General features: G+C 43.2%; 11 protein-coding genes. 3 read left to right on the plus strand and 8 right to left on the minus strand.

Translation table 11 applies throughout. The annotated features are described in order from the left end of the window. Window positions 1–74: 74 nt before the first annotated feature. The 8 genes from NAF19_RS03210 to NAF19_RS03245 all read right to left on the minus strand — a co-directional run bounded on the left by NAF19_RS03210 (window position 75) and on the right by NAF19_RS03245 (window position 11,451). Entirely contained in the window at window positions 75–3,722 is a 3,648-nt protein-coding gene (locus NAF19_RS03210; RefSeq protein WP_252788307.1) for a carboxypeptidase regulatory-like domain-containing protein, read from the minus strand. Window positions 3,723–3,852: 130 nt separating this feature from the next. Beyond that, window positions 3,853–4,515 (minus strand): ATP-binding cassette domain-containing protein, encoded by a 663-nt coding sequence (locus tag NAF19_RS03215; RefSeq protein ID WP_252788308.1) that lies wholly within the window; start codon window positions 4,513–4,515, stop codon window positions 3,853–3,855. A 52-nt stretch (window positions 4,516–4,567) separates the two neighbouring features. After that, the gene (locus NAF19_RS03220) at window positions 4,568–4,873 is read right to left on the minus strand and encodes a hypothetical protein (RefSeq protein ID WP_252788309.1); all 306 of its coding nucleotides are present in this window, start codon (window positions 4,871–4,873) and stop codon (window positions 4,568–4,570) included. A 47-nt stretch (window positions 4,874–4,920) separates the two neighbouring features. Next, window positions 4,921–6,117: an MFS transporter gene (locus NAF19_RS03225; protein ID WP_252788310.1), complete on the minus strand. Its 1,197-nt coding sequence runs from the start codon at window positions 6,115–6,117 to the stop codon at window positions 4,921–4,923. Window positions 6,118–6,408: 291 nt separating this feature from the next. Then, window positions 6,409–7,440: a YncE family protein gene (locus tag NAF19_RS03230; RefSeq protein ID WP_252788311.1), complete on the minus strand. Its 1,032-nt coding sequence runs from the start codon at window positions 7,438–7,440 to the stop codon at window positions 6,409–6,411. A 285-nt stretch (window positions 7,441–7,725) separates the two neighbouring features. After that, window positions 7,726–8,331 (minus strand): C40 family peptidase, encoded by a 606-nt coding sequence (locus tag NAF19_RS03235; RefSeq protein WP_252788313.1) that lies wholly within the window; start codon window positions 8,329–8,331, stop codon window positions 7,726–7,728. Window positions 8,332–8,459: 128 nt separating this feature from the next. Beyond that, on the minus strand, window positions 8,460–10,931 hold the full coding sequence (locus NAF19_RS03240) for a TonB-dependent receptor domain-containing protein (protein WP_252788314.1): 2,472 nt from the start codon (window positions 10,929–10,931) through the stop codon (window positions 8,460–8,462). Between the two features lie 103 nt (window positions 10,932–11,034). Continuing rightward, entirely contained in the window at window positions 11,035–11,451 is a 417-nt protein-coding gene (locus NAF19_RS03245; RefSeq protein WP_252788316.1) for an EamA family transporter, read from the minus strand. A gap of 256 nt (window positions 11,452–11,707) precedes the next feature. On the opposite strand from NAF19_RS03245, the gene NAF19_RS03250 reads away from it, so the two are divergent. The 3 genes from NAF19_RS03250 to NAF19_RS03260 all read left to right on the plus strand — a co-directional run bounded on the left by NAF19_RS03250 (window position 11,708) and on the right by NAF19_RS03260 (window position 15,028). Next, window positions 11,708–12,385, plus strand: coding sequence for a response regulator transcription factor (locus NAF19_RS03250; protein ID WP_252788317.1), 678 nt, complete (start codon window positions 11,708–11,710; stop codon window positions 12,383–12,385). Further along, complete coding sequence (locus NAF19_RS03255; protein ID WP_252788318.1) at window positions 12,382–13,656, plus strand: sensor histidine kinase; 1,275 nt, start codon at window positions 12,382–12,384, stop codon at window positions 13,654–13,656. The genes NAF19_RS03250 and NAF19_RS03255 overlap by 4 nt, the downstream gene beginning before the upstream one ends. A 136-nt stretch (window positions 13,657–13,792) precedes the next feature. Further along, window positions 13,793–15,028, plus strand: coding sequence for a TolC family protein (locus NAF19_RS03260; protein WP_252788320.1), 1,236 nt, complete (start codon window positions 13,793–13,795; stop codon window positions 15,026–15,028).

A 15,028-nucleotide genomic window follows, 5' to 3' on the forward strand; every position in this document is an offset into this window, starting at 1 on the left:
ACTGTTCCACCCTGTTCATTATGTTCCACTGTGAACAGCAACAGTTTTTTGCCTGTTACAAGAACTATTTTGTGTTAGTCCACCTTATACCGGTAAACCTGCCGCCCCAGGTTCCCCTCCACATCAATACCTTCAACAACTACCCGGTAAGTGCCCTTGCCATCTGCGTTAAAAAACTCGAACGAGGCTTTGCCGTCCTGCCCGGTTACCACTGTTGGGTTCCAGTAAATGGTGCTGCGCAAGTCGGCCATCTTTTGGTTGGTCTGCGGGTTATCATACTGTGGCGAGTAAAACTCCTTTGCTAAATAAAATCCCTTTGGCATATAAGTTACCACACCCGGCGAATAACGATAATAGTTGTTTGCTTTGCGTCCCTGTTTAAGTGTAATAATCAGCAGCCCTGCCGAGCCTTGCGCACCATAAATTGCGGTGGAATGTATATTGTCCAATACCTCTACGCTTTCAACATCGCCAGTGCTTACATTATCCAGCAGGTCGGCTGAAGCTTCCTGCATGGTACCATCAATTATTACCTTCATCGGGTCCTTAAATTCGTCGCCGCTTAAAGCGTCGAGTCCGCTAAGTTTCCTCACATACATGTACCCGTTTTTAAAAACTATATTGTTGAGTTTAGCCCTTAAACATTCTGTTAACCTGCCGCATGCCAGAGTTTCGAGGTCTTTGGCTGTTACAACCTGGTCGGCGCTGCCTTTGCCGTTAAAATTCTGCGAGTGTTCAAATTGGTCGGGGCCTTTTTTATCCTTTACAGTAACTCCCTTTAGCAACAGCGGGTGTTTATTGATGCCGTATTTCTGCTGCTCCATATTAAACTGTTTGCTGTTTTGTATATAGGCGGACATGTCGATCTCATAAAAGCCATTACCTGCCTTACCTCCTGCCGCGGTATTCCAGGCAGGCAGCAAACGCAATATTGCAGGAGTTGAGGGTGTATCCACGGTTAGCACCACGTTATCCTGTCCCTTTGCTGTTTTTGCCTGCACAACAAATTTGGTACTGTCCCCAAATACCAGGTTTTTAAAAATAAACCGGCCGTTAGCATCGGTAACTGTATCCTTAAAAAAATTGGTTGCGCTTTTGGCAAACAAGGTTACTTTTTGGTTCGCGAGTGGTTTACTGCCTTTTTTAACCAAACCTGCAATTTCAAGCGCTTTTTCGGGCTGATAAGTTACCTGGTGCGGCGTGTTATCCAGCACCTGTTTCCATTCAAAACGGTGATAGCCCTGGGTTAGCATCAGTGCATCAAGGTCGGCCCCGGTTTTGTCGGTAACGTTGGTAAAATAGTAGTTGGGTTGCTCGATATAACCTTTCAATTCGGATGTAAGCAGCAGTTTTGACAATATGGTATTTTCATTTGACTCATCAATCGGCACCTTGGATTCGTCAGTAACTGCTACCGAAAAGTTACCAATAGCGGGCTGGTTCAGCTTGTTTTTGGCCTGGATAGTTACCTGCACCTTATGCCTGGCTGCATAAGCCGTTTGCCCGGTTGATACATTAAGGTTCAACTGGTCGTTATTATTTACAAACACCAGCCGCTCGTTTAATGGCTGCCCGTTTGCATCAAACAAGGTAAACTGCACTACACCGGTCGGAAATTCCTTTTTGGATACGGCGATACTAAACTTGCCGGCATCGGCATTTTTTGCCGAAAAATAAACAACCCCACCCGACTGCCCCACAAGCGTTAATTTATCCAACGCGTTTTGTTTACCGCCTATCACATTTATTTTGATGATGCCTGCGTTGGCGTTATCTATATTGAGCTGATAGCCGTTGTCATTTACTTTTGGTAGCTCTGTTATGGTTGATGAACCATCGGCGAATGTTATGCCGGCCTTATAGGTTTTACCTGCGACAGGTATAAACTCAAACACACCCATACCCAGGTGAGTGGTTGCAAACGTGCCCGCCGGTTTGTTTTCGCTATCGGTAATAATGCCTTTTATTTCCGTGCCGAACCCATCGGGCGATATGGTTTTAACCGCTATTTGGGTTTTAACGCCTGCCAGCATATTGCCGCTCTCGGGTAAAAACTGTACATCAGATTTATTGAGCGCAACAACCGGGACCAATTTTGATTTAGCGGCAACACTCCCTCCTTCAGGAACTTTTGTACCAGATGCGCTGCCGATAGTTATTGCCTGGTCGAAAAAATAATCGTTCCCGGCATTGCGCATCCAATTGGTGTAAGCTCTTATGTGGTAGTTACCGCCCGATAGCGTATCAGCCAATACGAAAGTACCCCACCCCAGGCCATTGGTTAATTGTAATTTAACCGACCGCGCTATTTTATTATCGCTGTTTATCAGATCGGCGTTCAACACTTCGCTCCAGGTTGATAGTTCGTGTTTGGCACCATCGGTAACGTAGGCTTTAAAGTAGATGGTGTCGCCTGTTGCGTAGTAGGGCTTATCAAAATGCAGGTAGGCTTTTTCAATATGGCCGCCTGTATAGGCAGTTATTTTTTGGTTTAAGTTTTTAACCAATAAGCTGTCGGGCGTAATTGCCTCGCTTTGCTGTGGCTGATAATCGGTTGGCAAGTTATCGGCAAGGCGCTTGCGCAGCCAGGCACCTTCCATTGTTATGCTTTCTGAATTTGTGATTATCCCGTTTTTATCAAAAAAAACAGCCGGACCGTTAAAGTGCAACAGGGTGTTACCTGTATTGTCATAGGCAGCTAACTTGTTTAAGGGTATGTTGGCAAACGCGTGATACTTGCTGTAAGCCACATAAATTTCGCCGCTTTTGCCGCTTAAGGTATACAAGGCACTATTGTCGGCCCCTGTTATTAAATAGGTTTTTGCAAGCGGGGTTGGCAGCAGGCCGCCGGGGGTTTTAGGCAGGTTCTTTTTTTTAACCCAATAGTTTAGCGAGTCGCGTGAAGCTTTATCACTGCTTAATGCAATAAATTTCTTCAGCTTTGCATTAATTACGCTGTCTGCAGGCCTTTCGGCATTTGACGGGAGGCGCTGGGCCTTAAAACCCTGCTGGTCCAGGTTGTCGGCAATAACCGAGCGTAAAAAATGTGGCAACGAACCTTCATAGGCTTCCTCTCTCCGGTTTTGCCATTCCTGCTCCTGCTTTGCTGTCCCCTTAATTTTTTCGAAAAAAGCACAGCCCGAAAACACACTTGTTTTTTCTTCCCCGTTGTTCAGCGTAAAATCTTTTAAAAGATATTTTATGTTATAACCGAGCGCTGCGTTGGTAATCAGCAACAACCCATCAGCCGACGCCGTCAGCGTGCTTGTTTTTTCGTCGTACTTTAAATCAAGTACTTCGGGGTTGGTTATTTTTGATTCCTTAGCCAATGCCGACGTCCCTAAAAATTCATCTTTAAACAAACCCAGGTAGCGGCCGTAATTATTTTTTTCGGCTTCGGTTAGCGTGGTAACCTTTTTCACTTTGGCCGATAAGCTAATTGCAGCGATATTCTGATTGCCATTTTCAGCATTTATTGTTTGTTTATAGGCATCAAAGCCGGGAGCCGAAACTACTAAATCATATTTGCCCGCTTTCGCATTTTTAAGGCTGAATATACCGGTGGCAGTAGTTTTGGTGCCTGTAGTTGTGTTGTTTAAAAACACCGTGGCGTTGGCAACAGGCTTGCCGTCGGCATGGTTTACAACCTTGCCCGTTACGGTTACCTGGCCAAATATTACGGCAGGAAGTAAAAAAAATAGCAATAGCAAGGTTTTGGCCATAACCAAATTTATTCCAAATAGGCTAATAAATCAAACGTTTTAATTTGTAATTAAATTACGCTTAGTAAAGATACTAAGTTGCCAATGTTTAATTATTTACTATAGGCGTAAACTATCAATTATTGTAAGTTCAATAGCCAAGCCGTATGTATCCCAGTTCTTCCAGATCATCAACGGAGTTGGCAACGTGGGTACGGCCATCTTTAAGCAGGTAAACGTTGTCGCTAATGTCAAGCAGGTGCGTGTACATATGGTCGGTTATTAAAAAACCTTTATTTGCTTTTTCTTCCAGCAAAAACTGTTTAATGTTTTCTATCTGGATAGGATTTAGGTGCGTAAAAGGTTCATCGAGCATAGCAAATAGAGAAGGAGTCTTTACCACAACGTACAGCTCCAATGTCCGCCATTGCCCACCCGACAGCTGCTTAACTTTTAGCTCGTGCCGTGATTCAAATTCAGGGAAACGACGATTTAAATCATCTGCCGAAAGGCCAAAATCTTCCAGCACCGTTTTTACGGTCAATTCTTTGGGGATAAAATTAAACTGGGGGAGATAAAGCAATAAATCGGGTCTCTTATTAATTTTGCGGGTAATGTTGCCATCAAACCTGATGGAATTAATTGATGAATTTAATGTACCCAGTATAATATTCATCAGGCAGGTTTTACCCTGACCGTTGCGCCCCAGCAGACCGGTTATTTTGCCGGTTTCGCATTTCAGGTAAACGTCCGTAAGGATGTGCCTTATGCCGAAATCAAGCTGGATGCCGTCTGCTTCGAGGGTGTGGATCATGGTGGAATGGTTGATTAAGTTGATTGGGGTAGATTGGGTTGATTAGGTTGTTTCATCGCCGATAGGCAATAATTATTAATATCAACCAAAGCGAAAAATCAACCAGCCAGACTGTTACGGCCAACCTTTGTTTCGATATGCCGAGATTTTGATAGTAGTACAATTCTTTCTTTTTGGCTACAAAAGCAAAGTAAATCATCAGGCATAAGGTTACTATCTTGCCCCAAAAAAAAGTTCCGATTAATTTATTAGCCTGGTCGCGATGGAAAGCAATGGCATAGGCGCTAACTATCGTTACAAAAAAATTGGCCAGGAAAATTCCGCGGTAAAATCGTGCAATTATTTTTAAGGTGCGCATTAGTTGTGATAACGCAAATATTATTGATAACTTATATTTTAGTTGAACTAATTTTCAGGAAGGATTGCGCATTCATCAGCCGAATGACTGTCATCCGTTCTTAGTTTTGCCACCAGCCAGACTATCATCACCCCAAATAAAGCAATAATACCGAATGACAGGCGGATGCTTGAGGCATGGGCAATGTAGCCCACAAAGGGCGGCACTATTAAAAAACCGATATACCCAACAGTTGATATGGAGGCCAAAGCGGATGAACTGCTCATATTTTTTGATTTACCTGCCAGGCTGAAAATCATGGGGACGACGCATGATACGCCAAGGCCCGTAAGCACAAACCCTACCATTACAGTAACAGTGTACGGCAGTACCACGGCAAGCATCAAACCCGAGAAGATAAATATGCCGCTAAATTTAAGTACGGTTTTTATACCCAGGCGGGTAACCAGTTTGTCGCCTACAAACCGCCCGGCTGTCATGGCAACCATGTAGAATACAAAGGCTGCTGTTGCGGTGGCTTTTTCGGCGTGCACGGCTTTTTGAAAGTAGATGGCGCTCCAGTCATACATGGCATTTTCGCAGGCCATACTGGCGAAACAAATTAAGGAGAACTTGATCAAGTATTTATCGGGCAATGAAAATACAGGCTTGCGGCTTTGAGGGATTGGCTTTTGATCGAGCGTGTTATTGATAAAATAAACCGTAAGCACAAAAAGGGCGATACCCGCAAACAAAAAATGGTACTGCAGGCCAATGCCATAATATATCACCAGGTAACCCACTCCCGCCCCGGCAAAACCCGCCAGGCTCCAGATGCCGTGAAAAGTTGCCATTATTGATTTGCTATACAATGCCTGCACGGCTACACCCTGGGTATTTATGGAAAGCGTCATTAAATTACGCGCTGAGCCGAAACAAAACAGCATAGCAACCAATTGCCAAACAGCATTTGTGTAGCCGATAACAACTATTATCAGACATAAAAATACGGAGCCAAAAAGCATTACTGCACGAGCGCTGTAATGACTAAGCAGGCGGTTGGTTACCGGCATGGTTAGCATAAGCCCTATAGGCATAGCAAACAGCACAGAACCAAGTTGCGCTTCGTTTAAATTAAGTGCGTGTTTAATTGATGGTATGCGCGATGCCCAGGTGGAATACCCAAACCCCGAAATAAAATAGAATATGGCACAGGCTATCCTTAATTGCGCGGGTGTTTTTATGTTGGTAGCCTGGTGGTTCACTTAAATATTTAGCAGCGCTAAAATACAAGTTTTGCAGGGAACAAGATATGTAAATATTAAGGTGGTGTCGTGTCAATCGCGAATTGACGCTTAGTCTTGAGTCGAAAGTCTTGAGTCCCAAGTCAGAAAAAGACTAAATTTGACTTAAGACTTGCGACTTAAGACTTTTGACTTAACAGTACTGCTAAAAAACAAACTCCGTGCTCCCTGTGCCTTCTCCGCAACCTCCGGGGTAAAAACAACCGCGGGTTACACAAGAAGACACAGAGAGATACGGAGCCTTATTGTATATTACTTCCCTACTACAATAACATGAAAGGTGCCCGGTATTTGTTGCGGCCTTGGGTGGGCATTGTCGGCCGTTGGTGCAACCGGTTTTGATTTGCCTGCTGGCAGGTATAATTTGTGGGTTAACACATCAATCCCTATTGTCCGCGCACTAGGTTCGGTTGTTATGTTTTCTACAAACTCAAACTTATCGGCGCTCAGCTCGCGTATTACTGAAATTGTGCCTTCGCCATTAGAGGCATAAGCCAGCTTCAGAGTTGGGTCGAAAGCTACACCATCGCAGCCGCCAATTGGATATTTGCCAAATATGTGGCCGTTGCCGGCATCCATTACAACCATGGTTTTGTTACCGCCGCAGCCTATAAACAAACGGTTGGTTTTAGTGTCGATAGCAAGGCCTGATGGTTCTTCGCCGCCATCAAGTTTCCAGCGGTTTAATACCTGGTTTGTTTTGGCGTCTATTTCAACTTCCTCGTTGGTATCTTCAATATTAACAAACACTTTTCCTTTCCCGTCAGATACGCCGGTTTCGGGTTTTCCGCCTAAAGGTATAGTGGCAACAACCATATCGGTAGCAGCATCAACTACTGTTGCATCTTTACTGCGGCCATTAAACGCATAAACCTTCTTTGAAAATTCGTCATAAAAAATAGCATCCGGGTTGGTGCCTGCAGCAACCTGTTTTAAAACATCGTTAGTTTTAAGGTTAAAAACAGTAATGCTGTTTGCCCGGCCATTGCTGGTGTAGCCTTTATTAAATTCAGGAGCCAGGGCTATGCCGTGCACGCCTTTGGTATCGGGGATTACGCTAACCGAATCGCCGGTGGCAACATCCAAAATATTTACCTGCATTCCGTGCGATACATAAATACGCTTGCTCGCGCCATCAACAGTAATATAATCCCAGCCGCCACTACTTTTTATGGGGAAGGTGGTTAACACTTTAAAGCCTGTTTTTTGGGCAAATAATAGTGAAGGGGCGGCTAAGGCCAAACCCGTTAGCGCTATGCCGAATGCTTTTAATAGTAATTTCATATGCGTAGTTAACTAAACATTCTGTATAAATCCTGTAAAATTCACGCTAAAATATTGAAACCGCGCAGGGTGCGTTGAAACCATATTTAGCGCAGGCCTTCGACCTGCGCTGACGGATGCCGCCCCGTTGGGGCTGGGTTTGTACAAAAGATCAATCATATTTCTATTTTGGCAGGACCGGAACTATAAACTTAGTAGAAAAATAAAAGCCCCAACGGAGCGCAATTCATCAGCACAGGTCGAAGGCCTGTGCCCAAGGGCAAATGATAAAATAAATTGGAGATTTTACTGGCTGGCCAGCATTACGTCATTGCGTTTAAGCAAACGCACCACCTGTACAAAACGCATTTTGTAGGTATCGTCCATCGTTGTAATGGTAACGCCGTGCTCTTTACCCGATGTGGAGTGGATAAATTTAAATTCGCCGTCGTTGTTGCTGTATACAATGCCAACATGGCCAATACGGTGACTGTTGGTAGGGCTTGTGAATATGACGATGTCGCCGGGCCTGGCGTCGTCATAAGTAACTTTTTCGCCCACGTCAATAAATTCACCTGACGAGCGGGGCACATTAAAATTGAAATTTTTAAATACGTAGCTTACAAATCCGGAGCAATCAAAACCTACTTGTGGGTTGGATGTTGCAGAGCGGTAACGGGTACCTATCAGGTTTTGAGCAAAGTTTATTAATTTATCTGCCGAAACAGAATCAGTGCCAAAAGCCTGGTCGTAAGTATGGTGAACTACCAATTCCTCTTCCGATTTTTTATGGTGACGACTTGAAGTTTTATGCGATTTTTTTGATTTTGCTGGTTTTTTCGCGCGTGCAGCACATGGCAACACAGCGACCATGCATAGAAGGAGAATTAGGGTGGTTAATTTGTTCCTCATTTTACGAGGACAAGATATTAGATTTATTTAAGTAACCCAAATTTTTTATCAAAATTGTAAAAAAAATTGGTAATTAATTTTGTATCACCCTCAAAATCAACGCTTTTTTAACAATTTATTAATATTATCTACTGTCCGGCGTTATCCTGGGGCATCGGCGGGCTATTATCGTCGCGCTCCTTATCCTTTTTAAACTCCAGCTTGCCGAATTTATAACTCAGACTAATACCAAACGACCGAAAAGGCACCAACCTGCTGCTTGATTGATTAAAATTAGAACCGAACGTACTTGATTGCAGGTTTACATACTGGCTAAACGGATTGGCGGCAGTTAATCCGATACTTGCTTTTTTATTCATAAACTGCTTACGAACGGCTAAATTGTAAAATGCAAATGCCGGCCTTGAGCCCTGTATGGTTTTTTGCGATGAACGGTAGTTTACAAAAAACTCGGCTGCAAAATCATCAGCAAACTGGTAGTTGCCGTTAAGGTTAATGCGGTACATAAAACCACTAACCGAAGGGCTGCCCGGGTTGGTGGTAACCCTGTCGGCAAAAAACATGTTGGAGCGCAGGCTTAACTTGCCGGTTACAGGTAACGAACCGTACAGGTTAATGCCCATATTATTCTCGCGTCCGATATTATAACGCTGGTCGAGAGAGACATTGTTATAAGTAGAGTCGCCAATTGTTATTGAAGGGTAAAACGTAGTAAACGATTGTATATCGTTGGTATTATACCTGTAAAACGCAGCGACATATACGTTCGCACCCTTATCGAATGATTTATTGTAGCCCAGTTCAAAATTATGTCCAAGTTCCGGTTTCAAATTCGGGTTGCCGGTGCTGATGTTGTGCGGGTCGCTGATATTGTAAAACGGGTTCAGGTCGCGGTATTCGGGGCGTTCCAACCGGTAGCTATAGCTAAACTTTATCGATTGTGTTTTGCTCAACTTGTGTGTTAACACAAACGATGGCGCAAAAATGCCGTATGACGGGATAATGGTATTCGGAAAATCGGAAGTTGAGCTGGTGTGCTCGTACCTTAAACCTGCCTTGCCGTCAACAAAATTAAACAGCGAAAACGATGCTGAAACATAGTAGGCAAAAATGGTGCGCTTATAAGTAAACCCATAGGTTTGAAATGGGTTTGGAATGTAAGCACCATTGTTTAGTGTTTGGCTAACTATACTATTGTTTAAGTTTTCGATAACAGTTTTGGCACCTGTTTCAATATTAAAATCTTTTGCTATTGGCTGCGAATAATCTACCGATATATCTGTCTCTTTATCCTTGCCGGGATTATTGCTTGTTGAACCCGTCGACGGGACAACCGGCGCTAAATAATCCTGCCGCAGCGTATAATCATTTACGTTGCTCCCGTAGCTGGCGTTGTATAATATATTTAACTCCTGGCCTTCTTTAGCAAAGGTTTTTTTATAGGCCAGGCTCCAGTCTTTTGAATTGGCACTAAAGCGGCTGCCTGAATTACTGAGGCTTAACGTATCGATATTTTGACCGGTTAAAGCAGCAAGCGTGTTTTGGTCCTGGTTGGTAATTCCATGCCCATTGTTGCCAAAATGGTTAAAGTTTATGGATGTTGTCAATTCATCCTTAGGGCTGATGCTCCAGTTAAAACTGATGCCTGACTGGTAGCCGCTTCTTTTAAATGCATTGCTGCCCTTTTGCGATAAACTGGTTACGGTATCCCTCGCGCCGTTGTACGATGTGCGGTTATTTGTACTGATAGCTGTGCTGTTCAATTGCTCGTTACCGCTAAAAAATGCGTTTACACCAAAGTTACCTTTTCGCGCACTCAGGTTAAACGAGCCATTTTCGAGCCGCGTACCTGCTGACAGGTTTACGCTTCCGTTAATGCCTTGTACCTTACTATCCTTCAAAATTATGTTGATGATGCCCCCGGTACCTGCCGCGTCATATTTTGCACCGGGGCTGGTAATTACTTCAATGCTTTTAATCTGGCTGGCCGGGATAGCTTGTAGTGCATCGGTTAAGCTGGCGCCAAAAATGCTTGATGGTTTGCCATTAATTAAAAACCGGATGTTGGCGTTGCCCATCAGTTCCACATTGCCGTCAATATCAACCGTAACCATCGGTACTTTCTTCAACACATCAATAGCTACACCGCCCTGCGCTGTTAAGTCGTTGCCGGGGCTGTAAACAAGCTTATCAATTTTGTTTTCTACAGTAGGCGCATTTGCTGTCACGGTAACTCCCTTTAACTCATTTTGCACTGGGGACAAAGACAAGCTGCCAACCGACAAATTTTTAGCCGTAGCGCTGATAACCAAATGTTCAACAGCAAGCTGTTTATAACCTAAAAAATCAACTTTTAAAGTGTATTCACCGGCCGGGATATTATCAATTTTAAAATTGCCTTTAGGGTCGGTGCTGGCGCCGTTAAATGGCGACGTGCTGCCTTGTTTGTATATACCAATGGTGGCATAATCTACTGCTACTTTTGTAACAGCATCAATTACCTTTCCGGCAATTTTACCGGTATTGTTTTGATTATTATTTTGAGCCTTAAGATTTAAAGAAGTTATTATCAGCAGTAAAAATATCCAGTACGTTTTCATCCGGTTTGTTTCCAACAATTTATAGCTGCAAAGCTGCGGCACGACTTTGGATTAAAACTGGAGTTTAAAAACAGGGTTAACAATTATTTAACGCGGGGATTCATCAGGCAAAAATTAACACCACGCTACCCCCAATTATCATCAGTGCCCCCACCGCCTGTGCTATGCTCAACGATTCTTTTAAAAATACAACCGCCAAAATAATTGCAAGCGCCACGCTTAACTTATCAATAGGAGCAACCTGTGATACTTTGCCCACTTGTAACGCCTTAAAATAGCATATCCAAGATAGGCCGGTGGCACAGCCGGACAATGCCAGGAAAGTCCAGTTAAGTTTGTTGAGGCTGCCGATAGACCCCACGCCCCCCTTAAAAAACACAATGGCCCAGGCAATTAATAATATCACTACAGTCCGTATTGCAGTAGCCAAATCGGTATCAACCCCTTTTATACCAACTTTTGCAAAAATTGCAGTTAAGGCCGCAAACAGGGCCGAGAGTAAAGCGTATATCCACCACATAAAACACGATTTAATGATATGAATGATTAACAGGATTAAAATTAAATAATAAACCTGTGTAAAATTGGGACAACAAACAGAACACGATTTAATGATTTAAAAGATTACACGATTAATACCAAAAGCCAACCTACATAGAGTTAATAAAAATCCTGTAAATCCTGCCAAATCCTTTAATCGTGTTAAAATCGGTGAAATCAAAATAAAACAGAAATCATCCAAAATCAGCGGTTATCTTTATCAGAAAAATTAGGTTTTGAAAATACTGATTGTTGAAGACGAGGAAGGCCTGCGCGAAAGTATCGAAGAATATTTTACCGAAGCAGGCAATATTTGCGAAACCGCGGCGACCTATCAAAGTGCGCTGGCAAAGGTAAATATGTACCGCTACGACTGTATCCTGCTGGATATTACCCTGCCCGGCGGCAACGGACTGGAGATACTTAAGAGTTTAAAAGATAACAACCACCCGGATGGGGTGCTTATCATTTCAGCCAAAAATTCGCTGGATGACCGGCTGGAAGGATTAAACATTGGGGCTGATGATTACCTGGTAAAACCCTTTCATTTATCTGAACTGAAGGCGAGGGTAACAGCCATTATCAGGCGAAAAAGCTACAATGGCAGCAATTTACTGGTGTTTAACGAAATCACCATCGACCTGCAGGCCAAAGAGGTTAAGATTGATAACACGCCACTAAAATTCACCCGTAAAGAGTTTGCATTGCTGCTTTATTTTATAGCCAACAAAGGCAAAGTAGTATCAAAGAATGCTATTGCCGAGCATTTATGGGGCGATGGTATTGATATGGCCAACAACTTCGATTTTATTTACTCGCACATAAAAAACATTCGCAAAAAATTAATGGAAGCCGGTTGTACAGATTATATACAGGCTGCCTATGGCATGGGTTATAAGTTCACCGATAAATGAAGCTGTTAACCAAATACAACCGGGTAAACCTTATTACCACCATAATTGTAATGCTGATAACCGGCTTTATCTATTACCAGGCCATAAGTTATATTTTAACCGGGATAAAAGACAAGGATTTAGTGGTTGAGGAGCGTGAAATCTTCGACTACGTAAAGCTTAATCACGAGTTACCCCAAACTTTTGAATCAAACGACCTGCAAATAACATTCACACCTGCCAGCCCGGGCTCCGTAAAACGGGAATTCATTAACACCGAGTATTATAAACAATTTGAGGGACGCCACCGGCACAGACGGCAGGGCGAATACGAGGCAGGCCGTGGATTGATAAGCTCGGTGACTGTAGGTAATAAATACTTTAGAATACAAATTATCGTATCGAAGGTTGAAACGGAGGACTTAATCCAGTTAATATTCACCATTACTATAGGAGTTATATTGTTACTGCTGGTGGTTTTATTTTTAACCAACAGGCTGATATTAAACCGCCTTTGGCAGCCTTTTTATAATATTATGGGCGAGTTGCGGTTGTTCAGCATTGCCGATAAACACGAAATTCCACAGGTAAATACAACGATAGATGAGTTTAACGAACTTAACAAAGCCGTGGTTGATATGGCCGGGCGGGCAAAGCACGACTATGACGACCTGAAAGCATTTACTGAAAATGCATCGCACGAGTTACTGACGCCCATTGCCGTTATTAACTCAAAGCTGGATACCCTGATACAAACCGAAAATTTTAGCGACCAGCAAAGCAAGCTGCTGAACGATTTGTACACCGCCGCATCAAGATTAACGAGGTTGAATCAATCGCTGCTGCTGTTGGTAAAAATTGAAAACAAACTAATGCATGACAGGCAGCACTTGAACCTGCTTGATTTGGTAGAGGAAATGACCAGCCAGTTTGAAGAGATTTTTAGCGACAAAGAACTAAAAGTAACCTGCAACCTTAACAATAAAGAGATTTACGCCAACCGTTACCTTACCGAAATATTGTTAAGTAATCTCATCAGCAATGCAATAAGGCACAATTACATCGGTGGCGAAATTATCATCAGTTTGGATAATGAAGGGTTGATCATTCAAAATACGGGAGATGCGGAGCCACTTGCCGGCGAAAAAATATTTACCCGTTTTCATAAGTCGTCGCACTCTGAAGGTAGCGGGCTGGGGTTAACAATTTCCAGGCAGATATGCGAGAGTTTTGGGTTTAAGCTGGAGTACTTTTATGACCAGGGTTATCATGTTTTTGAGGTAATATTTTAACTAATTACCAACAAAACAAACTTTTGGGTATCAATGTTATTACAAGTTATAAATACAGCCAACATAACCACCCGTCCCAAATTAATTCAGAATTATATCCTATTTTAGCTAACTGAATACCCTTATTGACTACTTAATGAAATTGCTTTTCAGCATTATTTTAAGCCTTTTTGTTTGTGCCGCTGCCTTTGCGCAAACCAACACGCTCGACCATTTTTTAGAAACCGCCAAGAGTAATAGTCCCCTGTTGAAGGACTTACGCAACCAGGTAGCCTCGAACCAGGTTGACAGCTTGCGCCTCCGTGCCGGCTTAAAACCACAGGTTAATTTAAACAGTGGCGGCTTATACGCCCCGGCTGTTGGCGGTTATGGCTATGCTTCGGCCATCACTAACGAGCATACTTTTAATGCGCTGATGGGGGTTAATCAAACCATCGTCGGTAAAAAAAATGTGGATGCACAGTTGCAGGCTATTACGCTGCTATCGCAGTCGGTTAGCAATACTGCTAAAATTTCGGAACAGGATTTAAAAAAGGCCATCACTACCCAATACATTACCGCCTACGGCAGTTTACAGCAGCAAAAATTTAATCAGGAGGTGGTAACCTTGCTTAACCAGGAAGATACGCTGCTGCGCAAACTCACCCGCAGCAACGTTTATCGCCAAAGCGATTACCTCACTTTTTTAGTAACGCTGAAACAGCAGCAGCTAACGCTTTTACAATCGCGCTTGCAATATAAAAACGACTTTAGCACACTTAATTACCTGGCCGGCGTAGCCGATACTACCATAATTGAGTTACAGGAACCCAAAATTGAAAGGGCCATGTTGCCGGATGCGGGCAGCAGTATCTTTTTTAGGCAATACCGGCTGGATAGCCTTAAACTGGTAAACAGCCGTCAACTGGTTGATTTCAGTTACAAGCCCAAAGCCAGCATATTGGCCGATGGCGGCTACAACAGCGATTTTATGGGCCAGGCTTATAAAAACTTTGGCGTTAGCGCCGGTTTTAGTTTTACCCTGCCGCTTTATGATGGTGGCCAGCGTAAATTGCAGTACAGAAAACTATCGCTCGAGGAGGAAACCCGGCAAAACTATAAAGCATTTTTTGATGCCCAATACCGCCAGCAAATTGCACAATTAAAACAGCAGATAAAAGATACTGAAACACTGCTGCAGCAAATTGATGAGCAGCTTAAATATTCGGAGGGACTAATTAAAGTCGACACCAAACTATTACAAACGGGCGATCTGCGCATTGCCGACCTTATACTGGCCATCAGTAATTATTTTACGGTTAAAAACCTGCGCGCTACCACTAATATCAACAAACTACAACTCATCAATCAGCTAAATTACTGGAACAGATAA

Origin of the sequence: Mucilaginibacter flavidus (assembly GCF_024055575.1) — a bacterium.
Taxonomy (GTDB): domain Bacteria; phylum Bacteroidota; class Bacteroidia; order Sphingobacteriales; family Sphingobacteriaceae; genus Mucilaginibacter; species Mucilaginibacter flavidus.